The organism is Bacteroides ihuae, from assembly GCF_900104585.1.
GTDB classification, from domain to species: Bacteria; Bacteroidota; Bacteroidia; order Bacteroidales; family Bacteroidaceae; genus Bacteroides; species Bacteroides ihuae.
This window is the reverse complement of sequence record NZ_FNVX01000006.1, coordinates 1,107,261-1,131,502: the sequence shown is the minus strand read 5'-3', so window position 1 is coordinate 1,131,502 and position 24,242 is coordinate 1,107,261. Positions and strand designations below refer to the sequence as shown.

General features: G+C 39.0%; 23 protein-coding genes. All 23 read left to right on the top strand.

The features are described 5' to 3' along the window. Nucleotide 1: 1 nt before the first annotated feature. The 23 genes from BQ5338_RS15295 to BQ5338_RS15185 all read left to right on the top strand — a co-directional run bounded on the left by BQ5338_RS15295 (nt 2) and on the right by BQ5338_RS15185 (nt 24,212). Nucleotides 2–844 (top strand): helix-turn-helix domain-containing protein, encoded by an 843-nt coding sequence (locus tag BQ5338_RS15295; RefSeq protein ID WP_205409950.1) that lies wholly within the window; start codon nt 2–4, stop codon nt 842–844. Between the two features lie 230 nt (nt 845–1,074). After that, on the top strand, nt 1,075–2,592 hold the full coding sequence (locus BQ5338_RS15290) for a flexirubin biosynthesis tyrosine ammonia-lyase FlxA (RefSeq protein ID WP_071147636.1): 1,518 nt from the start codon (nt 1,075–1,077) through the stop codon (nt 2,590–2,592). After that, nucleotides 2,592–3,320 carry a flexirubin biosynthesis SDR family reductase FlxB gene (gene fabG / locus BQ5338_RS15285; RefSeq protein ID WP_071147635.1) on the top strand — a complete coding sequence of 243 codons (729 nt, stop codon included), beginning with the start codon at nt 2,592–2,594 and terminating at the stop codon, nt 3,318–3,320. The genes BQ5338_RS15290 and fabG overlap by 1 nt, the downstream gene beginning before the upstream one ends. Nucleotides 3,321–3,343: 23 nt before the next feature. After that, on the top strand, nt 3,344–4,567 hold the full coding sequence (locus tag BQ5338_RS15280; RefSeq protein WP_071147634.1) for a beta-ketoacyl-[acyl-carrier-protein] synthase family protein: 1,224 nt from the start codon (nt 3,344–3,346) through the stop codon (nt 4,565–4,567). Between the two features lie 34 nt (nt 4,568–4,601). Further along, nucleotides 4,602–4,859 carry an acyl carrier protein gene (locus BQ5338_RS15275; protein WP_071147633.1) on the top strand — a complete coding sequence of 86 codons (258 nt, stop codon included), beginning with the start codon at nt 4,602–4,604 and terminating at the stop codon, nt 4,857–4,859. Further along, nucleotides 4,859–5,782 (top strand): LpxL/LpxP family acyltransferase, encoded by a 924-nt coding sequence (locus BQ5338_RS15270; protein WP_071147632.1) that lies wholly within the window; start codon nt 4,859–4,861, stop codon nt 5,780–5,782. Before BQ5338_RS15275 ends, BQ5338_RS15270 begins: the two co-directional genes overlap by 1 nt. Before the next feature lie 14 nt (nt 5,783–5,796). Beyond that, nucleotides 5,797–6,882: a FlxJ family methyltransferase gene (locus BQ5338_RS15265; RefSeq protein ID WP_071147631.1), complete on the top strand. Its 1,086-nt coding sequence runs from the start codon at nt 5,797–5,799 to the stop codon at nt 6,880–6,882. After that, nucleotides 6,879–7,313, top strand: coding sequence for a hotdog family protein (locus BQ5338_RS15260; protein ID WP_071147931.1), 435 nt, complete (start codon nt 6,879–6,881; stop codon nt 7,311–7,313). The genes BQ5338_RS15265 and BQ5338_RS15260 overlap by 4 nt, the downstream gene beginning before the upstream one ends. Before the next feature lie 4 nt (nt 7,314–7,317). Continuing rightward, nucleotides 7,318–7,761, top strand: coding sequence for an acyl-CoA thioesterase (locus tag BQ5338_RS15255; protein ID WP_071147630.1), 444 nt, complete (start codon nt 7,318–7,320; stop codon nt 7,759–7,761). Next, entirely contained in the window at nt 7,746–9,473 is a 1,728-nt protein-coding gene (locus tag BQ5338_RS15250; RefSeq protein ID WP_071147932.1) for a beta-ketoacyl synthase N-terminal-like domain-containing protein, read from the top strand. The genes BQ5338_RS15255 and BQ5338_RS15250 overlap by 16 nt, the downstream gene beginning before the upstream one ends. Nucleotides 9,474–9,480: 7 nt before the next feature. Then, nucleotides 9,481–9,741, top strand: a complete 261-nt coding sequence (locus BQ5338_RS15245; RefSeq protein WP_071147629.1) for a phosphopantetheine-binding protein — start codon at nt 9,481–9,483, stop codon at nt 9,739–9,741. Beyond that, nucleotides 9,738–10,928, top strand: a complete 1,191-nt coding sequence (locus BQ5338_RS15240) for a beta-ketoacyl-[acyl-carrier-protein] synthase family protein (RefSeq protein ID WP_071147628.1) — start codon at nt 9,738–9,740, stop codon at nt 10,926–10,928. The genes BQ5338_RS15245 and BQ5338_RS15240 overlap by 4 nt, the downstream gene beginning before the upstream one ends. Further along, complete coding sequence (locus tag BQ5338_RS15235) at nt 10,928–11,881, top strand: beta-ketoacyl synthase chain length factor (RefSeq protein WP_071147930.1); 954 nt, start codon at nt 10,928–10,930, stop codon at nt 11,879–11,881. Before BQ5338_RS15240 ends, BQ5338_RS15235 begins: the two co-directional genes overlap by 1 nt. After that, nucleotides 11,878–12,546 (top strand): polysaccharide deacetylase family protein, encoded by a 669-nt coding sequence (locus BQ5338_RS15230; protein WP_071147627.1) that lies wholly within the window; start codon nt 11,878–11,880, stop codon nt 12,544–12,546. The genes BQ5338_RS15235 and BQ5338_RS15230 overlap by 4 nt, the downstream gene beginning before the upstream one ends. Nucleotides 12,547–12,557: 11 nt before the next feature. Continuing rightward, nucleotides 12,558–13,193 (top strand): flexirubin biosynthesis/transport protein LolA2, encoded by a 636-nt coding sequence (locus BQ5338_RS15225; protein WP_071147626.1) that lies wholly within the window; start codon nt 12,558–12,560, stop codon nt 13,191–13,193. Next, nucleotides 13,168–13,710, top strand: coding sequence for a flexirubin biosynthesis protein LolB2 (locus tag BQ5338_RS15220; protein ID WP_071147625.1), 543 nt, complete (start codon nt 13,168–13,170; stop codon nt 13,708–13,710). The genes BQ5338_RS15225 and BQ5338_RS15220 overlap by 26 nt, the downstream gene beginning before the upstream one ends. Before the next feature lie 2 nt (nt 13,711–13,712). Beyond that, nucleotides 13,713–14,084 carry an ApeI family dehydratase gene (locus tag BQ5338_RS15215; protein ID WP_071147624.1) on the top strand — a complete coding sequence of 124 codons (372 nt, stop codon included), beginning with the start codon at nt 13,713–13,715 and terminating at the stop codon, nt 14,082–14,084. 1 nt (nt 14,085) lies between these two features. After that, nucleotides 14,086–15,276: a DUF2062 domain-containing protein gene (locus BQ5338_RS15210; RefSeq protein ID WP_071147623.1), complete on the top strand. Its 1,191-nt coding sequence runs from the start codon at nt 14,086–14,088 to the stop codon at nt 15,274–15,276. Next, a complete protein-coding gene (locus tag BQ5338_RS15205; RefSeq protein WP_071147622.1) occupies nt 15,273–19,130 on the top strand; it encodes a trifunctional MMPL family transporter/lysophospholipid acyltransferase/class I SAM-dependent methyltransferase in 3,858 nt (1,285 codons plus the stop codon). Before BQ5338_RS15210 ends, BQ5338_RS15205 begins: the two co-directional genes overlap by 4 nt. Nucleotides 19,131–19,133: 3 nt before the next feature. Then, nucleotides 19,134–20,621 (top strand): phytoene desaturase family protein, encoded by a 1,488-nt coding sequence (locus tag BQ5338_RS15200; protein WP_071147621.1) that lies wholly within the window; start codon nt 19,134–19,136, stop codon nt 20,619–20,621. Continuing rightward, nucleotides 20,614–22,281, top strand: a complete 1,668-nt coding sequence (locus BQ5338_RS15195) for a C45 family autoproteolytic acyltransferase/hydrolase (protein ID WP_071147620.1) — start codon at nt 20,614–20,616, stop codon at nt 22,279–22,281. The genes BQ5338_RS15200 and BQ5338_RS15195 overlap by 8 nt, the downstream gene beginning before the upstream one ends. 5 nt (nt 22,282–22,286) lie before the next feature. Continuing rightward, a complete protein-coding gene (locus BQ5338_RS15190) occupies nt 22,287–23,582 on the top strand; it encodes a flexirubin biosynthesis putative acyl-CoA ligase FlxY (RefSeq protein ID WP_071147619.1) in 1,296 nt (431 codons plus the stop codon). A gap of 57 nt (nt 23,583–23,639) precedes the next feature. Beyond that, entirely contained in the window at nt 23,640–24,212 is a 573-nt protein-coding gene (locus tag BQ5338_RS15185) for a hypothetical protein (protein WP_071147618.1), read from the top strand. Nucleotides 24,213–24,242: the final 30 nt, after the last annotated feature.

Here is a 24,242-nt window from a genome sequence, read left to right as displayed (position 1 = left end):
TATGAAACGTATAAAAATCGGCATGGAATATAAAGCAAAGTATATAACAGACGACATTAAACTTTCCTGCTTTGAGGACAAGTTTTTCAAGTCGGACATCATGTTCGATCACCACATGCTGGTTTGGTTTATTTCTGGAGAAACCAAAATCGTACAAGCTGATACCACTTACCTCTTTAAGAAAGGTGATATTTTTTTGATCCCAAGAAATCAATTGGCTACAATTATTAATTATCCAAAAGATGGTCAGCCACACAAAACAGTGGTGATGCACTTGTCCACACCGAGGCTAAGAGATTTTTACGCAAATCTGGATGTAAAGCCTAAAGCTTTGTCATCACAAAAAATCCTTTGCTACAACAACCACCCTTTATTGGAAAGTTGTATTTCTTCACTGATTCCATACTTTGGAATGAAGAATCTTCCGGAAAATATTGCTTCGCTGAAGATAACAGAAGCCATAAGTATTCTTAGAGCTATTGATAAAGGGATAGATGATGTTTTATCAAACTTTGAAGAACCAGGTAAAATTGATTTAGTCAACTATATGGAGAAAAACTTTATGTTCAACTTACCTTTGGAAAAATTCAGCTATTTGACGGGCCGTAGCCTTACAACTTTCAAACGAGATTTTGGTAAAGCGTTCGACACCACGCCACAAAGGTGGCTCACAAAAAAGCGGTTGGAGTTGGCTCACTACCAGTTTATTGAAAAGAAAAAGAAACCAATCGATGTTTGTTACGAAGTGGGATTTGAAAATCTATCACATTTTTCATATGCATTTAAAAAGCAGTTTGGCTATACTCCAACAGAATTAGCGGGACGGCAGAATGCCAACCGCTAACATGTAACACAGAACATTTATAAAGCAACAATTATGAGCAAATACACACATACATAATAATACATCGGCGCTGCATTCTAAATTACGTTCAATACTCGATCTACAAAGGAAATCAGCATTACAACAATATGAACAAAAAGAAGTTTCATCTAGACGAACGGACAACATATAAATAAATTATCTATCTTTGTAGAATAATTAAGGACACAAACGTCTCTAAGAAACTGTAAATGAGAACCAGCGAAACCATCAATTTAGAATCACTTTATAAACTTCTGTTTAAAGAAGAAAAACTAGTACTTTCAGACGAAAGCATACAAAAAGTTGAAAGGAGTTTCAACTTCTTACAATCTTTTGTAAGCGATAAAATTATCTATGGCATCAACACGGGATTTGGTCCAATGGCCCAATATCGAATAGAAGATAAACATCTGACAGAATTGCAATACAATATTATAAGAAGCCATTCTACCGGAGCAGGAAAACCATTGCCTGAACTTTACGTAAAAGCAGCCATGATTGCCAGACTTTATACTTTTCTTCAGGGAAAATCAGGAGTACACAAAGAACTAGTATTACTTCTCTCTGAATTTATCAACCACAATATCTGTCCACTCGTTCCCGAACATGGAAGTGTAGGAGCTAGTGGTGATTTGGTCCAACTAGCGCACATCGCACTAACGCTTATCGGTGAAGGAGAAGTGATCTATCAGGGAGAAAGACGTGAAACTGCCGCTGTACTAAAAGAGAACAATTTAAAGCCATTCTCTATGCATATCCGTGAAGGTTTGTCTGTAACGAACGGCACCTCAGTGATGACCGGCATTGGAATCGTGAATCTTATTTACGCACAAAAACTACTTCATTGGTCCATTGCTGCTTCCGTAATGATGAATGAGATTGCCTCTTCGTATGACGATTTTATGTCTCAACCTTTGAATGACGCCAAGCATCACAAAGGGCAACAAGAAATAGCCAAAGCTATGAGAGAATGGGCCACTGGCAGTAGTTGCATGCGCCAAAGAGAAGATGAGTTATATAACAAAGAGCCTCATCAAGAGAAAATATTTAAACATAAAGTGCAGCCTTACTATTCACTTCGCTGTACTCCACAGATACTTGGTCCGATATACGATGAACTTAGTTCTGCCGAGAGTGTGCTAATGAACGAAATAAATTCAGCTTGCGATAATCCTATCGTCGATCCGGAAACGCAAAACATCTACCACGGAGGAAACTTCCATGGAGATTACGTCTCCTTTGAAATGGATAAACTAAAAATAGCAATCACTAAACTAACGATGCTCAGCGAACGGCAGATTAACTACCTATATCATGATCGCATCAACGGCATACTTCCTCCTTTTCTCAACATGGGAGTGTTAGGGTTAAACTACGGATTGCAAGCGGCACAATTCACTGCTACTTCAACGACTGCCGAATGCCAGACACTTTCAAACCCAATGTATGTGCATAGCATCCCGAACAACAATGACAATCAAGACATTGTAAGTATGGGCACCAATTCAGCCTTACTAACTAAAACAGTGATAGAAAACTCTTATCAGGTAATGGCTATTCTGTTTATGAGCATCGTTCAAGCGGTAGATTGTCTGGAAATGAAACAGAACTTAAGTGAACGTTCCAGAAAAGTATACGAGGAGATCCGTACATTCTTCCCCGCATTTAAGGAAGATGCCGTGCTCTATCCTCAAATAGAGAAAACAATCAATTACTTAAAGAAATAATGAAATACGCACTAGTCACCGGAGGTAGCCGTGGCATCGGGCGAGCTATCTGTTGCAAGCTATCGAGCATGGGATACTATATCCTCATTAACTACCAATCCAATGAGAACGAAGCAATGATAACCTTAGAAAAGGTCCGTCAGCTGGGTTCAGATGGGGAGCTTTTAAAATTTAACGTTGCAGATTCAGTAGAAACCAATCAAGTACTGGATCAGTGGAATGCCGAGCATTCGGGAGAATACATAGAAGTTCTTGTCAACAATGCAGGCGTCAGAAAAGATAATCTCATGATATGGATGCCCGAAGATGATTGGCATAATGTGGTAAATACCGGATTAGACGGATTCTTCTTCGTTACACAATCCTTACTAAAAAATATGCTTATCCGAAAATATGGCCGAATCATTAATATAGTCTCCCTTTCGGGCATTAAAGGAATGCCGGGACAAGTGAATTATTCTGCCGCCAAAGGGGGAATAATTGCCGGCACTAAGGCCTTATCACAAGAAGTTGCAAGAAAAAACGTCACCGTAAATGCTGTTGCACCAGGCTTCATCAGCACAGACATGACGCATGATCTCGATGAATCTGATTTAAAGAAGGTGGTTCCTATGGGACGTTTTGGAAAGGCAGAAGAAGTAGCCGACTTAGTTGGCTTCCTTGCTTCAAAGCAAGCAGCTTACATCACAGGAGAGGTAATTTCAATTAATGGAGGCTTATATACCTAACACGATATAATTCAAAAGAAAGAATGAGAAGAGTAGTTATAACAGGAATGGGGATCTATTCGTGCATCGGAAAGAATCTGGACGAGGTAAAAGAGGCTCTATATAACGGCAAATCAGGCATTGGAATCGACCCGATACGTAAGGATATGGGATATTTTTCTTCTCTCACAGGCATACTGGAGCGCCCTGATCTCAAAAAATTACTAGACCGCAGAAAGCGACACTGCCTACCGGAACAGGGAGAGTATGCCTATATGGCTACTGTTGAAGCCTTCAAAAACGCTGGCATAGATGAAGCTTTTCTTGAAAAAAATGATGTTGGTATTTTATATGGCAACGACAGCAGCACATCTCCCGTTATTAATGCAGTAGATATTATCAGAGAGAAAAAAAATACAGCATTGGTAGGTTCCGCCTCTATTTTTCAATCCATGAACTCTACCGTGACAATGAATCTTTCGGTCATCTTCAAACTAAGAGGAATTAACTTTACTATTGCAGGAGCCTGTGCCAGTGGTTCGCATGCTATCGGTATTGGGTATCTACTCATCAAGCTAGGATACCAAGATTGTATCTTATGTGGAGGAGCACAAGAAGTTAACCCCTACGCTGTAGGTAGTTTTGATGGACTTAGTGCTTTTTCTACTCAGGAAGAAGACCCTCGCAAAGCATCAAAACCTTTTGATAAAAAACGAGACGGTTTAGTCCCCAGTGGAGGTGGAGCCAGCCTAGTTCTGGAGAGTTATGAATCAGCAATCAAGAGAGGAGCACCTATCCTCGCAGAAGTAACAGGCTATGGTTTCTCTTCAAACGGAGATCATATATCCGTACCTAATGTTGACGGACCAAGAAAATCATTGCAAAACGCAATAAAAGATGCCGGCATCTCACTGGAAGAGATTAAATACATCAATGCACACGCCACTTCTACTCCTGTAGGCGATCTGAACGAGGCTAAAGCTATAAGCGAAGTCTTTAACGGATACAAACCCTATGTCACTTCAACCAAGTCAATGACAGGACACGAAATGTGGATGGCAGGAGCCAGCGAAGTGATTTACTCTACCCTGATGATGAACAACAACTTCATTGCCCCCAACCTCAATTTTGAAGAACCCGACGAAGCTTCCTCCCTTTTAAACATACCAGCACAAAGAGTGGATATAGAGTTTGACGCTTTTCTGTCTAACTCTTTTGGGTTTGGAGGAACAAACTCAACATTAATTGTACGTAAAATTAAAGCATAAGAAACTGCATTTATAATTTTAATAGAATAAAAATATGACTAACGAAGAAATCATAGAGAAAATAAGAACAACATTGGCCGAAGAATTTGAGGTAGATATAGAGGTCATTCAACCCGAAGCTCTGTTGATGCAAACATTAGAACTTGACAGTTTGGATTTGGTAGATATGGTTGTATTGGTTGAACAAAATTTCGGTTTCAACATAACCGGACAAGATTTTACCGAAATTAAAACATTTCAAGATTTCTACGATTTGGTGATTGCTCGCATAAAAGAAAAAGAAGCGAAATAATGTCAACTTGGAAAGGAAAGACCAGAGGAGGAACATTCGGATACCTGTTTTTCATTTATTTGATCAGGTATCTGGGAATAAACATGGCCTATACTTTCCTTAGCCTCGTTGTTCTCTATTTTATACCTTTCGCCCCTAAAGCAACGGCGAATATATGGTTTTATGCCCGCCATATATTAAAGTATAGCCGAATCCGAGCCGTCAGGATGCTACTTTGCAACTATTACAGTCTGGGACAAATATTAATTGATAAAGTAGCGATAAGTAGCGGCTTGGTAGGCAAATATCACTTCAAGTTTGAACATTATCCTGAATTTCTGAATGTTCTGAATAGCGATCAAGGAGTTATTATGATAGGTGCTCACGTGGGGAACTGGGAAATTGGAGCTCCCTTTTTCGATGAATATGGAAAGAAAATAAATATCGTGATGTACGATGCCGAACATCAGAAAATCAAAAAGATGTTGAAAGAAAGCTCCGCAACGAAAGATTATAAAGTGATTCCGGTTAATGAAGATAACCTGACCCATGTGTTTCAAATAACAGAAGCACTGCAGAAAAAAGAATATGTATGCTTTCAGGGTGATCGCTACCTAAATAAAGAGAAGCTTCTGAGCTGTTCGTTCCTTGGTAAACAGGCTTCGTTCCCTATCGGTCCATTTCTATTAGCTTCGCGCATGAATGTTCCGGTTGTCTTTTACTTTGCAATGAGAGAAAAGAAACGAACATATCGATTTCATTTCGTTTTAGCAGAGAAAGTAATACGAAGCAAAGAGAAAAAAGCAGAGCAAGCTTTATTGGAACAATATGTGAATGCATTAGAAGAAATCGTGAAACAATACCCGGAACAATGGTTTAACTATTACTCGTTCTGGAAAGCACCTAAAAACAATAAACAGGCCGAAAAGCAATCGTCAAACTAAAACACCTAACTGTGATGAATTTATCTCCATCTTTGCAAAACCGATATACAAAAGAGCAACTGACAGCCTTACAGGCACAGCGATTAGCACAAGAGATAGCCTTTGGGCCTATCGTTTTTCAAGTTTCTCGCCTGATGTTAAAATTCGGAATATTTCGCCTTCTTTCGGAGAGAAGAGAAGGATTAACCTTAGAGGAAATTAGCACAGAAACAAAGTTATCTCGCTATGCCGCACAGGTATTACTCGAATCGTCCTTAACTATCGGAACCGTTCTTATTCAAGGTGATCTTTACATGCTAGCCAAAGCAGGATGGTTTCTGTTGAATGATAAAATGGCGCAAGTAAACATTGACTTCAATCACGATGTGAATTATCTGGGTCTTTATAATTTGGAAGAGGCATTGGTAAACGGGCGGCCCGAAGGATTAAAAGTTTTTGGAGAATGGCCTACTATTTATGAAGGACTATCCAGCTTGCCTGAAAACGTTCAGAAGAGTTGGTTCGGTTTTGATCATTACTATTCAGATTGTTCCTTCGAGCAAGCACTAAGCATTGTGTTCAACAACCAGCCAAAGACCTTGTTGGATGTTGGAGGAAATACAGGAAGATGGGCCATGAAGTGCGTAGACTACAGCAAAGAGGTTGACGTTACAATCATGGACTTACCTCAACAATTGGAGATGATGAAACAACAAACTAAAGGAAAACCGGGAGCCGATCGCATACACGGTCATGGCGCAAACTTACTCGATAAGTCTGTACCTTTCCCAAAAGGGTTTGATGTTATCTGGATGAGCCAGTTTCTCGATTGTTTCTCAGAAGAAGAAGTGACCAGCTTGTTAACACGCGCTGCTCAATCGATGCATAGCAATAGCAGTCTCTTCATTATGGAAACATTCTGGGATCGCCAGAAATTTGAGACAGCATCTTATTGCTTAGCCCAAATAAGTCTTTATTTTACAGCAATGGCAAACGGCAATAGCAAAATGTATCATTCCGATGATATGATACGCTGCATCCGGGAAGCGGGATTAGAAGTAAAGGAAACATTTGATGATTTAGGGTTGGGTCATAGCATCCTGCAATGCAAATTGAGATGAAAAGAGAAGCAATCGTTCAGCACGAGGGCATACTTCGGTTGATTCCCCAACGCTCTCCCATTGTAATGGTCGATAAGTTCTTTGGCATAGAGGAGGCTGATTCTTACACCGGGCTGACTGTGACTTCAGATAATCTTTTTTGTAAAGACGATGAACTTCAAGAATCGGGAATCATAGAACATATTGCACAATCGGCTGCCGTACGAATAGGCTATCTATATACTCAAAAAGAAGAGGTCATCCCTTTGGGATATATTGGATCGGTAGATAAATTACAAATCCATAGATTGCCGAAGACAGGCGAAGAACTCTTTACTAAGATAACTGTCGTACAAGAAGTATTCGACATCACATTGGTCGCAGCACAAGTTACTTCTGAGAACCAAGTCATAGCCGAATGTCGAATGAAGATATTTTTAAGTAAAGAATAAAAAGATGAAGCGTAAATCAGACCAACACCAAGCAGCACTGACAGATCGTACCACAATAAAAGTTCGTTTCAGTGAAATAGATTCCATGCTAATTGTATGGCATGGCGAATACGTCCGCTATTTTGAAGACGGTAGGGAATCTTTTGGAAAACATTATGCGCTTGACTATATGAGCATCTACGAGCAAGGTTATATGGTACCAATAGTCGACTTAACATGCCAGTTTAAACAACCTTTGTCCTTTGGAGAGGAAGTTGTTATAGAAACACGCTATATTGCATGCGATGCTGCCAAGATTAAGTTCGAATACACTTTATACCGGGCCAGCGATGAGAGCATAGTGGCAACAGGTAGTACCATTCAGGTTTTTCTAAATTTAAAGAAAGAACTGGAATTAGTGAACCCGTCATTTTATTTGGCATGGAAAAAGAGATGGAACATAATCTAGACATATACATCTCCGCAGATGCCATTATCAGTTCTTTAGGGTTTAGTACTCAGGAGAATCTGGACGCCATCCGAAACTACCGAAGTGGCATTGCACTGCAAAAAGAGGGTTGCATAGCGGATCATTCTATATTAGCTGCCACCATTGATAAGGAGAGACTAAGCAAATATGCCCTACAATACAAAGTAACAGAATATACTTGCCTGGAGCAACTGTTCATTTTATCCATCACTCAGGTGTTGGAGCAATCAAGTATAAATCTGCAAGAGAAAGACTGTGGATTGCTTCTCTCCACAACGAAAGGAAACATCGATCTTTTAAGTCGACAAACCGACACAATAGACGAAAAGATCTACCTTTGGAACATGGCAGAAAGAATTTCTCAACATTTTCATGCAGCCAACCAAGCACAGGTTATCTCTAACGCCTGCATATCAGGAGTATCAGCCTTAATTGTAGCCAAACGATTGATAGAAAGTGGAGTATACAAGAAAGTGGTTGTGGCCGGAGGAGATATTCTTTCACATTTCATCACCAGTGGTTTTCTCTCGTTTAAGTCTGTCAGTGAAAAGAACTGTAGACCTTACGATGCCCATCGCGATGGATTAAACTTGGGTGAGGCCTGTGGAGCAGTATTGTTGACAACAGAAAAAACAGCCAATAGTGTTATTCTGTCGGGTGGTGCTATCAGCAACGACGCTAACCATATTTCCGGTCCTTCCCGAACCGGCGACGGATTGTCTATGGCCATTCAGCATGCAATGCACGAAGCTGGAGTCGGGCCCGAAGAGATAAGTTTCACCAACACACATGGAACAGCAACTCTCTACAATGATGAAATGGAGGCTAAAGCCATTTATCTAGCACACCTCCAAGACTCTCCCATCAATAGTTTGAAGCCTTATTTTGGACATACGTTGGGAGCATCAGGAGTTATCGAAACCATTATCAGTCTGCATGAACTAAACAGTGATCTGCTATTTGGAACTTTAGGATACGAAGAGTCAGGTGTTTCGATGCCTGTACTTGTAGATGCTACCCACCAAGCCTTAAAGATGAAAAACTGCGTGAAGACTGCTTCCGGCTTTGGAGGATGCAATGCAGCTATTGTGCTAACCCTTCCCGAATATCAGAAAGTTCATCCCGAATCATCGCCAATAAATATTCGCACTTCTGCCACTCTTTCTATTGAAAAGAATCAGATAACTCTTAACGGAGAAGTGATTTTCAACTCTTCTCATGAAGATTTTGCTTCATTTATAAGAGAAGCCTACAAAAGCTTAGGCGAAAACAATATGAAATTCTATAAAATGGACGATCTTTGCAAACTGGGATATGTCGCTGCCGAACATCTATTGAAGGGTAGATGTCACAAACCGGAAGAAATAGGCGTCTTATTATCTAATGCAGGCTCATCGCTTCATACGGATATCAGGCACCAAACGATTATAGACGAAGCCGGTGACGACAATGCCAGTCCGGCTGTATTTGTATATACACTACCCAATGTAGTATTGGGTGAAATTTGTATCCGACATAAAATACAAGGAGAAAACACCTTCTTTATAGATCAGTATTTTCAAGCTGATAAAATAGAGAAATATGCATGTATAGCCATGGAGAAGCAGAAGCTAAAAGACTGTATCATAGGATGGTGCGAACTAATAGGCAATCAATACAAAGCAGAATTTAAATTAATAGAAAAACAATAACCTAGACATGGAAGAATTAATAGAAAAACTCAAGAAAGAATTAATAGAAGAACTGAATCTCGAAGAAATCACCTCGGAAGAGATTGACAGTGAAGCGCCACTCTTTGGAAATGAAGGGCTCGGACTAGATTCTATTGATGCCTTGGAAATCATTCTGATATTAGAAAGAAGCTACGGAATAAAAATAGAGAATGTGAGTGAAGGTAAACAGATATTCTATTCGGTACGCACAATAGCGGATTACATTACAGCTTCACAGAAAAAATGAAAGTATACGTTACTGGGTTAGGAGTTGTTTCCGGCATTGGGTTAGGCATTGAAGAGAATATGGCTTCAATGAAAATGCAGAAACATGGCATGGACAAGATTACCCTCTTCTCCACCGAACTTGATGTACCTGTTTCAGAAGTGAAACAGAACAATTCAGAACTCAAAGAACGACTCTCTCTTCCCGCAAAAAAGAGTTATTCTCGCACAGCATTATTGGGAATGTTGGCTGCTAAAGAAGCTCTTCTTGATGCACAAATTGATCCTGCATCTTCCCGTATCGGCTTCATCTCATCCACATCAGTCGGAGGAATGGATCTAAGCGAACATTTTTATTCTCAATTTAAGGAAAATAATAATCGAGGCAAATTGAGAGAGATCATCTCTCATGATTGCGGAGATAGCACCGAGCAAATAGCAGAATATTTAGGTCTTAAAGGCTTTGTTACAACAATCAGTACGGCTTGCTCTTCAGCAGCCAATGCCATTATGCTAGGAGCCCGTTTAATAAAAAGCGGATACCTTGATACTGTCATTGTGGGAGGAACGGATGCTTTATGCAAGTTCACCCTCAACGGCTTTAACTCTCTGATGATTCTTGATAAAGTTCATTGTCGTCCGTTTGATGACTCACGTGCAGGACTCAATCTGGGAGAAGGAGCCGGATATTTGGTTCTGCAATCAGAAAAAGACTGCCATAAGAAACCGTACTGCGAGCTAAGTGGATACGCCAACGCCAACGAAGCCTATCACCAGACGGGTAGCTCTCCTGAAGGAGACGGACCCTTTTTATCCATGAGCCAAGCACTCGTTTCTAGTCAGCTTCTTCCAAAAGACGTTGACTATATCAATGTGCATGGCACCGGTACCCCGAGCAATGATTTCTCGGAGAGTAAGGCTATAAAGCGTCTTTTTGGAAATCAAATTCCTCCATTCAGCTCTGTGAAAGCTTTTATAGGTCACGCACTTGGAGCTTCCGAAGGCATTGAGGCGGTATACTCTGCCCTTTCTGTATCCAGAGGCATCATCTATCCCAATCTGAATTTTCGAAAACCGATCGAAGGAATCGGGCTTTCACCCGAGACAACATTCAAAGAAGGATTGCCTATAAAACATGTACTATCAAATTCCTTTGGATTTGGTGGCAATAACTCCTCTTTATTGTTTTCAACGACTCAAAAGATATGATGCAACCTATTTACATAAATAATGTTGCTTCTATACACCCTGAAAGCAACGACTGCAACCAACCCTATCTGATTGCATCTGAACCTGATTATAAAACAATCATAACTGATGCTACTCTAAGAAGGCGCATGAGCCGCATTGTAAAAATGGGGGTTGCCTGTGGTCTGGAGTGTATCGCACAAACTGCTCCCGAAGATATTCATGCAATTATCACCTCCACCGGCTTGGGTTGCCTAGCCGATACGGAGAAATTCATGAATGCCATCATTGATAATAAGGAACGAATGCTGAATCCCACAGCTTTCATTCAATCTACTTTCAATACCATCGGAGCACAAATAGCATTAATCCGTCAAATCCATGCCTATAATGTGACTTACGTACATCGAGGATTGAGCTTTGAAAGCGCATTGCTCGATGGCATACTAAAAATAGGCGAAGGCAATAGTAATGTATTGGTCGGTGCTATTGACGAAATAACTCCTGTGGCCTATACCATACAGAAACGGTTAGGGCTATTAAAAGAGACTCAAGCCGGCGAAGGAGCTCAGTTCTTCCTACTCAGCAGTGAGAAGAACGGTAAGACACTTGGGGAGGTGAAAGGGCTGGAAACCTTTGTCCGTCCAGATTCTATAGAAGAAATCAAAGATAAGATTCTTGCTTTTCTTGAGAGAAACAATCTGACGAACCATGACATTGATTGGTTCATTTCCGGGAAAAACGGAAATCGCCAACAGGATGCTATCTATGCATATCTTGAAAACAGCCTTTTTTCCGAAGCAGAACACATCACTTTCAAAAATCAGTGCGGAGAATATCACACAGCTTCCTCTTATGGCCTATGGAAAGTAATCACAACGTTCAGTGAAGAAACAAACTCAGCTAGATATGCTTTGATTTATAATCATTATCAAACAATCAACCATTCACTGATTTTAATTCGTAGGATATGATGATTACGGCCGTTATTATTAGTGCATTACTATTCCTCATTTATGCCTCTTACAACATTAACTCGAATGTCTATATGAGAGTTTTCTGTAAAAAGCATACAAGGAAGAAAGTAGTGGCTATAACATTTGATGACGGGCCGGCCGGTTTGGAAACAGCTCGTGTTTTAGCCGTACTCAAAGAATACAATATAGCAGCCTGTTTTTTCTGTATCGGGAACAAAATAGAGGGCAATGAAGCGTTACTACAGCAGATGGTTAGCGAAGGACACTTATTGGGCAACCATTCATACACTCATTCTACCCTATTCCCCCTTTACAACCTTCATAAAATGAAAGAAGATCTTTTGGCCTGCCAACGGGAGATTGAAAGAGCAAGCTCACAGAAGACGAACTTGTTTCGTCCTCCATTTGGTGTAACCAACCCAACGATTGCAAAAGCAGTCAAACAATTGGGGTATATTCCAATCGGTTGGAATATTCGCACACTAGACACTCTGCAACATTCACCGGAGAAAATAGTGAGGTACGTTCAAAGAAAGTTACGCCCTGGATCTGTTATACTGTTGCATGACAGAATGCCTCAAAGCAACCTATTATTAAAACAAATAATCGAGCTGATTATTAAAGAGGGATATTCCATCGTTCGCTTAGACGGCTTGATATAAAAACGGAGAAGATGAAAAGATTATTTACGCAATTATTGCTAACTTTTGTCGCTGTAAGCTCTTTGCAAGCTCAGCAGATGAGAAAGATAAATCAAATGCAAGAATTTGATAAGCGCTTATCCCAAGAGACGCAGACATTGCAATCAATTGAGAGTGATTTCTCTCAAACCAAATATTTAGACGTGCTTGATGAAAAAGTGAAATCCAAAGGGAAATTCTATTATAAGAAGAGCAATAAAATCCGCATGGAATATACCAGCCCTATAAATTATCTGATTGTCATTAACGGAGGCAAATTGAAAGTTGTATCAGATGGAAAGAAGAACATCATGAACGTGAACTCCAATAAGATGATGAGTGAAGTGCAAAATATGCTCACTGCCTGTACGGTAGGTGACCTATCCAAAATGTCAGCTAACTATCGACTGGAATATTTTGAAGATGCTAAGTCTTATTTGGTTAAGATTAAGCCAATCAGCAAAACCATACAAGCATACATCGCAAGTATACAGATTTACCTCGATAAAAAGGATATGTCTGTTTACAAGATGATTTTATCAGAAACAGCAACAAATTATACTGAATACGAGTTCTATAATAAGAAATTTAATTCATTGAAGAATGAAGCAATGTTTGCAATTCATTAGCATACTGCTAATTATCTTACTAAGCCTTTCTTGCTCACACAAAATAAGCGAAAAGGCCGTCTCTTTACCGCCCATCGTAAAGCTTGATAGTCTATCACAAAAATACAATATCCAGATCGATTTTATGAAACACCATTTTAGCGGGCTGCTAATAGTACGCAAAATGGACGATAATGAAATAAGGATATTATCTTCTACCTACTTCGGGATGAGTCTTTTCGATTTCTCATTTCAGAATGATCAATTTATTATTAATAGCTGCTTAGAGCCATTAAGAAAAAAGAAAATACTGAATCTCCTAGAAATGGATTTCAAGAACGTATTTCTAACAGGAAAAAGCAGTAAGAGGAAAGAGAAAAGTGCTATCTTTGAAAAAAGAACAAGCGGCAAGGGATTTGGAAAATCGACTTTTTATAGTTCTGATTTTTCAGGAGAGGCCCCTAATCGTATAAGAATAAGGCACCCATGGATACGGCTAACGATTCAGTTGGATAAATTAAACGAAAACAAGCCATAATTATGCTTCTTGAAGATTTTTATAAAATTAAGCATATAGCTACTGCCGACCATATAACTTGGTGTGTCTCGGCAGAGCTGAACCCCAACCACAAACTCTATCAGGGGCATTTCCCCCAGCACCCCATTGTGCCGGGAGTCTGTTTATTACAATTAATAAAAGAATGTACGGAGACAATACAAAACACCACTTTGTTGTATACACAAATAACATCCTGCAAATTCCTTTCGGCTATCAATCCGACCGAAAATCAAAATCTGGAATTTACTATGACTATCAAAAGTACAGAAAATGGACAAATAGATTTACTGGCAGAAGGAAAAGCTGCGAACAACTGTTTTATAAAATTAAAGGCCTTAGCGATAAATAAATAAGATGGAAAGAGAAGGATCTGACTTTTGGCACGAAAGATTAAAGCAACTTGAGGTTGTTGTCATCATTCCTACTTATAATAATGGGAAAACTCTGGCAACAGTTATAGAGAATGTTCGTTTCTATTCGGAAGCTGTCATTATTGTGAATGATGGATCAACGGACGATACAGCCACAATTCTAGATAGCTTTCAGAAGATACAGGTTATAACACACGTTACAAACAAAGGGAAGGGAACAGCATTAAAAAACGGGTTGTCTCATGCTCGGAAAGCAGGATTCAGATATGCGATAACGATTGATTCAGACGGACAACACTTTGCTTCCGACATTCCACTATTTATTGAGTCTATTGAAAACGAGCCGGATATTTTGCTCGTCGGAGCGCGTAATCTCTCTTCGGACAATATGCCGGGGAAAAATACATTTGCCAATAAATTCTCTAATTTTTGGTTTACTTTGGAAACAGGATTAAAGTTAGAGGATACTCAGTCCGGCTTTCGGCTATATCCTCTGCACAAGATAGAACTTAACCGATTTTACTACACGGCTAAATATGAGTTTGAACTAGAAGCCATCGTTTTCTCAACTTGGAACGGTGTAAGAGTTAAGAATATTCCGATTCATGTCTATTACCCTCCTCAAGCAGAACGAGTATCGCATTTCCGCCCTTTTAGAGACTTCACGCGTATCAGCATTTTAAATACAATATTGGTCTTGATCACTCTCTTATGGATCTGGCCTCGTGATTTTTTCAGAAAACTGACTCCAACTAATGGCAAGAAACTTCTTGATACACATATCATCCATTCTAAAGAATCAAATTTAAAAATTACACTAGCAGTCATGCTTGGCATATTCATGGGAATATTTCCGGTATGGGGGTATCAGATGCTTATAACTCTATTTTTGGCACATATACTCAAATTAAACAAGGTAATCGCCATTGTCGCAGCCAACATTAGTCTGCCACCAATGATTCCATTCTTGTTATACGGAAGCTATTTTACAGGCTGTAAGGTACTGAATAAACCTACAGAATTAGAGTTTAGTAACATCTCGCTTGAAAATGTAAAACAGGTATTGGAACAATATTTGATAGGAAGCATTATCTTTGCAGCTATTTGTAGCCTTGTTATAGGAATTATTACCTTTGGACTACTCTCTACTTGCAGAAGAATAAAAACATTATGACCACATTTTTTATCCAAATATATGATTACTTCAATAGGCACAAAATAATTTTTTACCTATCACTTTTTACTTGCGTATCACTCATGGCTTTCTTTGCCTTTCAGGTGAAATTTGAAGAAAATGTAACTCGCTTCTTTCCTGATGCAAAAGGCTCTGAGAATGTTATAAAAGTATTCGACAACTTAAAAATTAAAGACAAGATCATCGTAATGATTTCATCGGCAGACACCATTGCGCCTGCGGATTCTCATGCACTCATTGATGCTTCTGAAGAGATAAAACAAAATCTTATTACTAAAGCTGGCAATACGCTGATCAAAGATGTTTTTTCTAAAGTTGACAGTAACCTCATCGGAGGCATCAGCGACTTTGTTTATGGCAACCTACCCCTCTTTCTTACAGATAAAGACTATCAGCATTTCGATTCTTTGCTAAGCCAAGAAGCTATCGAAAGTAGTATGAAAAGAAATTATTCCAATCTTCTTTCTCCTGCCGGGATCGCTTTGAAGAGCTATATAATGAAAGATCCGTTAGGACTTGGTGGCAACACACTAAAGCAGTTGCAGAACTTTCAACTGGAAGCCAACTATGAAATGAATGAGGATCATATTTTCTCCAAAGATGGTTCTACGCTTCTAATGTTCATTACTCCGGTATATAATACCGGCAGCACGGGTAAAAACGATGCGCTTATTCAATTATTAGAGAACGAGATTAAACAAAGTAAAGAGAAGCATGCTGATATTAATATTGATTATTTCGGTGGGCCATCTGTTGCAGTATATAATGCCAGACAAATCAAAGAAGACACAATCCTTACCTCTTCCATTGCCTTAGTGATCATTATTATTTTTATTTCATTGGTATTCAAGCGGAAACGTTCCATTCCATTGATTATAGCCCCCGTATTATTCGGCGGTCTTTTCGCTTTATGCCTCATCTACTTCATCAAAGGCAATATCTCGGCTATCGCAGTAGGTGCCGGTTCGGCAGTAATGGGTATTGCTCTTAGTTACTCCATACACATGCTTGCACATCAAAACCACGTTTCGTCTGTGCAACAATTAATTAAAGAAATAGCGTACCCCTTAACCATCGGAAGTTTCACTACTATCGGGGCTTTTGCCGGACTATTATTTACCAGTTCGGAATTACTCCGTGATTTTGGATTATGTGCATCTCTAACTTTGATTGGTACCACTCTGTTCTGCCTCATTTATCTGCCTCATTTCCTAAAAGGCCAAGTTGATATAAAACAAGGAATCGTTCTACGTTTCATCGAAAAGATGAATGCATATCCTTTTGAAAAAAACAAATGGCTGGTGGGAGGCCTCTGTGTCTTAACGCTTATCTGTTTGTTCACTTCGCAAAAAGTAGGTTTCGATACTAATATGATGAATCTCAACTATGAGCCTAAACATCTGAAAGAATCAGAAGCAAGATTAATGAAGCTCTTCAATAATAAAGAGAAAACCGTTCTTTTTGTAAGTGTAGGAAAGGATATGAACACTGCAACAAAGAATTATGCAAGCACTAATCAACAACTATCCCGATTACAAAAAGAAGGAAAAATTCAAGCCTTTGCCTCCGCCGAGCAATTCATGATTCCACAAGCGGAACAAAAAAGGCGTCTACAAAAATGGAACCATTACTGGACAGCTGAAAAGAAAGCATTCTTACGAGAACATGTTCAGGCAGAAGCAGAAAGATATCACTTTCGGGCAGGCTCTTTCGATGATTTCTATCACTTGCTAGATCATCCCTTCCATGAATATAATTATCAAACACAAGAAGACAAAGCATCCCATAAATTATTAGATGAATGGCAAAGTTCAGCCGATTCAACCTTTATGCTCATCACACAAGTTCGTATAAAGGAAACAGCCAAAGAGTCTGTATACCAAGGATTCGAAAACAACAATGGCGTCGTTATTTTCGATAAAGCTTACTTTGCCAACAAGTGGGTTTCGGCTATCCATGACAATTTCTATTTCATTTTATATCTATCTTCTTTTCTTATTTTCTTTGCTTTGTTGATTTCTTATGGGCGAATAGAACTTACCTTAATAAGTTTTCTGCCTATGCTTATAAGCTGGATTATCATCTTGGGATTAATGGGTATATTGGGAACAGAATTCAACATTATCAATATCATCCTTTCTACCTTCATCTTTGGCATTGGCGATGATTTCAGCATTTTCATTATGGATGGCCTTCAAAATCAATACCGAACAGGGAAAAAAGTGCTGAATTCACATAAAACAGCTATTTTCTTTTCTGCCTTCACCACTGTAATAGGTATGGGCACACTTGTCTTTGCGCGTCATCCAGCCCTGCAATCAATCTCTCTAATCTCAATTTTAGGAATGATAACCGTTGTATTAGTAGCTTATACCATCCAACCAATTATCTATAAATTCTTTATTTCTACGCCTGCTTCCAAAGGTTTGCCTCCGTACACATTATTGGGACTACTTAGAACGATAACGCTCTTTGCCCTCTTTCTTACCGGATGTCTTTTCTTACGCCTTCTAATTTTAATCATGTACCTTGTTCCAATACGCAAGGCACAGAAGAAACAGTTTATCTGCCAATTAATAAGGATTGCCTGCAAAGTAATATTGTATGCAGCTACATCTGTTCGGAAAGAAAAAATCAACCTATCGAATGAAACATTCAAAAAACCCGCAATATTGGTAGCCAACCACCAGTCATTCATAGACATCCTCGTTCTGCTGTCTCTCTCTTCTAAGATAGTAATGGTTACCAACCATTGGGTATGGCATTCTCCTTTTTTCGGGAAAATCATTCGCTATGTAGATTTCTACTATATAGGGCACGGATATGAACAGTATGTAGAACATATGCGAGAGAAAGCAAGAGAAGGATACTCCATTGCTATTTTTCCTGAAGGCACACGTTCAAACAGTGGAAAGATTAGTCGTTTTCACAAAGGGGCTTTTTATTTGGCTGAGAAATTACAGATGGATATTATTCCTGTTATTCTTTATGGCAATGACAAAATCATAGCTAAAGCACAACCTTTCAATATCCGTAAAGGAATTATACTTATCAAAATATTACCACGCATTTCGTACAATGACCCCACGTTCGGAACATCTCACCAAGAACATGCTAAGCGCATAGCTGTTTACATGAGAGAAGAATACGCACGTGTCTGCCACGAGAAAAACACACCTGACAATCCGGCTTTTTACGAAGCTTTGGTGCAAAATTACATCTATAAGGGGCCGGTTGAAGAGTGGTACATGCGAATCAAGGTTAAGATGGAAAAGAACTATTCTCTATTCAATAGCCTAATTCCGATGAAAGGGCAAATTACCGACATCGGATGTGGCTTTGGACCACTTTGCTACATGCTATCACTCATCTCTGAAGAGAGAGAAATTCTTGGAATTGATTATGACGAAGATAAAATAGCGGTAGCACAACGGGGATGGCTCCGTAACAAGCACATTCGTTTTGAGCACGCCGATGCATTAAATTACACTTTGCCGGAGAGTGATGTATTCATATTGAATGATATGCTGCATTATATCAGTTATGAGCATCAACGTAGTTTGTTAAAGAGATGCGCCACATTGCTTCGTTCTAAAGGCATAATGATAATACGAGACGCTAATACTTCTAACAGTTCCAAACACCAGCTAACCCGGATTACTGAAGTATTGTCCACCCAAATCATCAAATTTAACCAAACTACAACGCAGTTAAGCTTTACTTCCGAAGCACAGATACGTAACATTGCTAAAGAATGTGGTATGGAGATTGAAGCAATACAAAATGATAAATACACATCGAACACAATTTATATTTTCAGAAAACCAGAATAGTATATGACTAAATATGATATTATCATCATTGGCAGCGGACTTGGAGGACTGGAATGCGGAGCAATACTCAGCAAAGAAGGATATAACGTCTGTGTTCTCGAGAAAAACTCACTGTTTGGGGGATGCTTCCAAAGTTACCGAAGAAAGGGACATCTGTTTGACACCGGCATCCACTACATTGGCAGTCTGGACGAAGGTCAAATCATGAACCAATGTTTCCGATATCTCGGGATCATGGACAAACTAAAGTTGCGGCGACTCGATGAATCTGCTTTCGACCAGATCTATTATAAAAATGGTATTTATAATTTTGCCATGGGAGATTCCCTCTTCACAGAAACATTAAGTGAATACTTTCCTCACGAAAAAGATAACCTGCAACGCTATACCGAAAAACTGAGTGAGGTAGGCCGTCTGATTAGTGTAGACCACTTAAAAAAAGGCATTATTGCAGTAGAAGGAATGAAATACTTCAGCACATCTGCCACCGCTCTTATTTCAGAGATAACATCTAATCGTGATTTACAAAACATTTTGTGCGGATCATCATTGCTTTATGGTGGAATTAAAGACGTATCAACATTTTACCAGCATGCCATGATCAATCATTCGTATATCGAAAGCGCCTACCGCTTTGTTGACGGAAGTATGCAAGTCAGCTTGGAATTGATTAATGTGATACGAAGCAACGGTGGAACAGTATTAAACAATAAAGAAGTAACGCGTATTATCGTAGAAAACGAGAAAGTGAAAGGAGTAGAGATAAACAATGAAGAAATCATTGAAAGTAACCATGTAATTTCAAATATGCATCCTAAACGTACCTTGGAGTTATTAGATAAAAATCGTTCGATTAAAAATGCGTATATATCGCGGATAAATTCGCTCAAGAATACTTATGGTGTCTTCACTCTTCATTTGGTGATGAAAAAAGAGAGTTACCCCTACATCAACAGTAATTACTATTTGAATGAGAACGATAATGTGTGGTATAATAAAGAAAATAGTCCGAAAATTACTAACTGCATGGTTTCTATGCAAGCTTCATCGAAAAGCGAACAGTATGCAGAAGTTATTTCCATACTAACTCCAATGTACATAGACGAATTATCAGCCTGGGAAAATACGACTTATGGGCATCGGGGAGGAGAATATGCCCAATTCAAAGAAAATAAAGCACAAGAAATCTTGGAATTCACTCGAAAGCGTGGAATCGATTTTGGGCAGCATATTGAAACAATGTACACCACTACCCCACTGAGCTACAGAGATTATACCGCCAGCATTGATGGGTCAGCGTACGGGATTATTAAAAACTATAAATATCCTCAAATAGGCTTTGTCTCTACACGCACCAAACTCGAGAACCTCTTCTTAACAGGACAAAATCTGAATGTGCACGGTGCATTAGGGGTCACTCTAACAGCCATTATTACTTGTTCCGAATTTCTGGGACAGGAGTACTTAGCAAAAAAGATAGGAAATGCTTAAAACAATAAAGAAAATATTCAAATATACGGCCATCACGTTCTTGGCATTCATTGTTGTTGTATTCGTTTTCATTGGTTATTTGTATTATTCGGCCGATATGCTAACGCCGCACTATGTTTCAACATCTACTGAACAAGTGGTTACAACAGGCAGCCTTCGAAAATATAGAGGTAACTTTCTACGGCATAGCAAAAGTGGATTATGGGAATTGAAAGTTCACGGCAGCGCTTTTGAACGGGGAGAAGCTATTGGAAAATTATCTTCAGATTTACTCTATTATCAAGAAAAAGTCTTTGTAGATCAGATCAAAGAAATTATACCTTCTGATGGTTATCTCAAGTTTCTACGCTTTTTCATTGTCCTCTTTAACCGAAACTTAGGCAGAAACATCGAAGAAGAATTCCGTGACGAGATTTATGGGATCTCTCTATCTTGTACAGACGAGTTTAATTTTATCGGTACAGGATATGAACGACAGCTAAACTACCATTCTGCCCATGATTTAGGGCATGCGATGCAAGATTACATGCTTGTAGGATGTAGCTCTTTCGCTTCTTGGGGAGAAAATAGTGCAGATACTTCCCTCATTATCGGTCGTAACTTTGATTTTTATGTGGGCGATAATTTTGCTAAAAATAAACAAGTAGCCTTCTATAACCCGGAAAAAGGGTATAAATTTGCCTCTGTCGGATGGCCCGGAATGACCGGTGTACTCTCTGGCATGAACGAAACAGGTTTAACAGTAACCATTAATGCTGCTAAATCCAATATGCCTACAGCATCGGCAACCCCTATTTCGATTTTAACAAGAGAAATTCTTCAGTATGCCTCAACGATAGACGAAGCATATATTATTGCAAAAAAAAGAAAGACATTTGTATCAGAATCCATCTTGATAGGTTCCGCAAAAGATGGCAGAGCAGCGATTATAGAAAAATCACCAGAAAAGATTGCTCTTTTCACAGGTAATGGACACCAACTAATCTGCACCAACCATTATCAATCAGAAGCATTCAGCCACGATGAACGGAATTTGGAGAACATCCGTACATCAGACAGTCAATATCGTTTTAACCGCCTGGATGAATTGCTAAAAGAAAACAGCCCTATTGATGCAAATAAGGCTGCTGCTATTTTGCGTAACCGAAAAGGATTGCATGATGCTGATTTAGGTTTGACTAATGAAATGGCCATGAATCAATTCATCGCACATCATTCCGTCATCTTCGAGCCGGGGAAAAGGTTAATGTGGGTTTCAACTTCTCCTTGGCAATGTGGAAAATATGTTGCATACGATCTAAACAAAATATTTAGTGATAGTGTTGATTTCGAACATGAAATATGTACGCAAGAGCTAACCATCGCTGAAGATCCTTTCATTTACCAGCCTGAATTCAAACAGCTATTAATTTATAAAAGGCTCACTCCCCTTATCCGAAAAAAAATAGCAAGAAAAGAAAAGATGGATGAACATATCTTGAAAACGTACGAATCATCCAATCCTACTTTTTATTATGTCCATGAGGTTTTAGGAGATTATTACCTGGCGATACATCAGAACTCTAAAGCTCTGATGCACTGGAGAAAAGCATTAACTATGCCAATACCCAAACTTGGTGAGAAAGAGCGCATTCAAGAGAAAATCAATAAAAATCAATAGATATTATGGATAAGAATCAGAAAATTCAGTTTAGCTCTCAGGCAGAGATAAAACTGTATCAGGAAGCCAGACTTTCCGAAGCAATGGCATACCTGCAAGCACATTCAAAGTTCTATCAATCGATGTTCAGAAAGCATCATATTGATATAACTAAGATAAAGACTATTGAAGATTTGCAACAAATCCCAATTACAACAAAAACAGACCTTCAACTATACAATGATGATTTCATCTGCGTCAGCAAAGATGATATAATTGACTACGTCACCACCTCGGGCACGCTAGGTGATCCGGTTACGTTTGTTTTAACTTCCGAAGATCTTGATCGACTGGCTTACAATGAATACCTCTCATACAACACTGCCGGTTGTAGCAAACACGACATACTACAACTTATGACAACCATCGATCGGCGTTTCATGGCAGGCTTGGCTTACTACATGGGAGCCAGAGAGCTGGGAATGGGGGTAGCCCGTGTAGGAAATGGAATTCCTGAGCTACAATGGGACACCATACATCGAATTCATCCCACCTGCGGAATGGTTGTTCCCTCCTTTCTCATTAAGTTGATAGAATTCGCTGAAAAGAATGGCGTAGACTACAACGATTCCACCTTAAATAAATGTATTTGTATTGGCGAAGCCTTACGCAATCCTGATTTTACTCTAAATACTCTCGGCCGGAGAATACAAAATAAGTGGCAAGCACTAAAACTATATTCCACGTATGCATCAACAGAAATGCAATCCTCTTTCACCGAATGCAATGAATTTCAAGGGGGGCACCTACAGCCGGAATTGATTATAGTAGAATTCTTAGACGATGACAACCAACCAGTGAAAGAAGGAGAAGCCGGAGAAGTTACCATTACCACTCTAGGAGTAAAAGGTATGCCTTTACTCCGCTTCAAAACAGGCGATATCTGTTACCATTATAGTGAACCATGCGCTTGCGGACGAAACACAATCCGGCTAAGTTCTGTATTGGGGCGTAAGGGCCAAATGATAAAGTATAAAGGCACAACTCTTTATCCTCCTGCACTTTTCGACATTCTGGACAACATTCCCCACATAAAAAATTATATCGTCGAAGTTTATACCAATGACATTGGCACAGACGAGATTCTAGTACGAATAGGTAGCGAAGATACAAGTGACGTTTTTGCAAAAGAAATTAAAGACTTATTCCGCTCTAAAGTACGAGTTGCCCCTGCCATAAATTTTGAACCAGCGGAATACATTTCTAAGTTACAGATGCCACCCATGAGTCGAAAAGCAATAAAATTCATTGATTTACGATAATTAATTTATAGCTTTGTAATAGTCAAAAATTAAACATTCATTTTTAAAACAAGCATTATGAAAAAACTATTTTTATTATTGTTCCTAACAAGCAATTTACTCTGTATGGGGCAAAACAAGGACCTTGTAAAAGAAGCCAAAACAATTAAGTTCTTTGGCATTGATTACTCTCTAGCCAAAGTGTATGGTGCCGCTGAAACACCTTATCAATTTAAAGTTGCCTTTAATAAAATTAACCGACTGTTTCTTGTTGAGGCAAAAAAATATGATGTTGGCAAAAAAATCAAAAAAGAAATTAGTGAAATATCTCTTGATGCTGTCGATCAATTAAATCCACAGATTAAATCTGATGAGTTAATGACTACAAATAAACAGTATGCATTAGATGAACAAAAAATAAAGCAAGCAATTCAAGCTCTTCCGATAAAGAATGAAGAAGGCATAGGTATGATATTTCTCGCTGAATTATTAAATAAAGCCGATAATATGGCTAGTTACCAAACCGTATTCTTCAACTTGGAATCCAAGGAGATCATAGACGTCCGCCCTGTGAGTGGTAAAGCTCGTGGTTTTGGGCTCCGAAATTTTTGGGCTCACTCTATTTACAAAGCCCTAGACATGCTAAAATAATAGGCAGTATAGATTCCTTTTTGTTTAGTA

Excerpts from the sequence above, each read along its gene's own strand:
- BQ5338_RS15295 (WP_205409950.1), top strand. The coding sequence starts at position 2 with ATGAAACGTATAAAAATCGGCATGGAATATAAAGCAAAGTATATAACA.
- BQ5338_RS15290 (WP_071147636.1), top strand. The coding sequence starts at position 1,075 with ATGAGAACCAGCGAAACCATCAATTTAGAATCACTTTATAAACTTCTG.
- fabG (WP_071147635.1), top strand. The coding sequence starts at position 2,592 with ATGAAATACGCACTAGTCACCGGAGGTAGCCGTGGCATCGGGCGAGCT.
- BQ5338_RS15280 (WP_071147634.1), top strand. The coding sequence starts at position 3,344 with ATGAGAAGAGTAGTTATAACAGGAATGGGGATCTATTCGTGCATCGGA.
- BQ5338_RS15275 (WP_071147633.1), top strand. The coding sequence starts at position 4,602 with ATGACTAACGAAGAAATCATAGAGAAAATAAGAACAACATTGGCCGAA.
- BQ5338_RS15270 (WP_071147632.1), top strand. The coding sequence starts at position 4,859 with ATGTCAACTTGGAAAGGAAAGACCAGAGGAGGAACATTCGGATACCTG.
- BQ5338_RS15265 (WP_071147631.1), top strand. The coding sequence starts at position 5,797 with ATGAATTTATCTCCATCTTTGCAAAACCGATATACAAAAGAGCAACTG.
- BQ5338_RS15260 (WP_071147931.1), top strand. The coding sequence starts at position 6,879 with ATGAAAAGAGAAGCAATCGTTCAGCACGAGGGCATACTTCGGTTGATT.
- BQ5338_RS15255 (WP_071147630.1), top strand. The coding sequence starts at position 7,318 with ATGAAGCGTAAATCAGACCAACACCAAGCAGCACTGACAGATCGTACC.
- BQ5338_RS15250 (WP_071147932.1), top strand. The coding sequence starts at position 7,746 with ATGGAACATAATCTAGACATATACATCTCCGCAGATGCCATTATCAGT.
- BQ5338_RS15245 (WP_071147629.1), top strand. The coding sequence starts at position 9,481 with ATGGAAGAATTAATAGAAAAACTCAAGAAAGAATTAATAGAAGAACTG.
- BQ5338_RS15240 (WP_071147628.1), top strand. The coding sequence starts at position 9,738 with ATGAAAGTATACGTTACTGGGTTAGGAGTTGTTTCCGGCATTGGGTTA.
- BQ5338_RS15235 (WP_071147930.1), top strand. The coding sequence starts at position 10,928 with ATGCAACCTATTTACATAAATAATGTTGCTTCTATACACCCTGAAAGC.
- BQ5338_RS15230 (WP_071147627.1), top strand. The coding sequence starts at position 11,878 with ATGATGATTACGGCCGTTATTATTAGTGCATTACTATTCCTCATTTAT.
- BQ5338_RS15225 (WP_071147626.1), top strand. The coding sequence starts at position 12,558 with ATGAAAAGATTATTTACGCAATTATTGCTAACTTTTGTCGCTGTAAGC.
- BQ5338_RS15220 (WP_071147625.1), top strand. The coding sequence starts at position 13,168 with ATGAAGCAATGTTTGCAATTCATTAGCATACTGCTAATTATCTTACTA.
- BQ5338_RS15215 (WP_071147624.1), top strand. The coding sequence starts at position 13,713 with ATGCTTCTTGAAGATTTTTATAAAATTAAGCATATAGCTACTGCCGAC.
- BQ5338_RS15210 (WP_071147623.1), top strand. The coding sequence starts at position 14,086 with ATGGAAAGAGAAGGATCTGACTTTTGGCACGAAAGATTAAAGCAACTT.
- BQ5338_RS15205 (WP_071147622.1), top strand. The coding sequence starts at position 15,273 with ATGACCACATTTTTTATCCAAATATATGATTACTTCAATAGGCACAAA.
- BQ5338_RS15200 (WP_071147621.1), top strand. The coding sequence starts at position 19,134 with ATGACTAAATATGATATTATCATCATTGGCAGCGGACTTGGAGGACTG.
- BQ5338_RS15195 (WP_071147620.1), top strand. The coding sequence starts at position 20,614 with ATGCTTAAAACAATAAAGAAAATATTCAAATATACGGCCATCACGTTC.
- BQ5338_RS15190 (WP_071147619.1), top strand. The coding sequence starts at position 22,287 with ATGGATAAGAATCAGAAAATTCAGTTTAGCTCTCAGGCAGAGATAAAA.
- BQ5338_RS15185 (WP_071147618.1), top strand. The coding sequence starts at position 23,640 with ATGAAAAAACTATTTTTATTATTGTTCCTAACAAGCAATTTACTCTGT.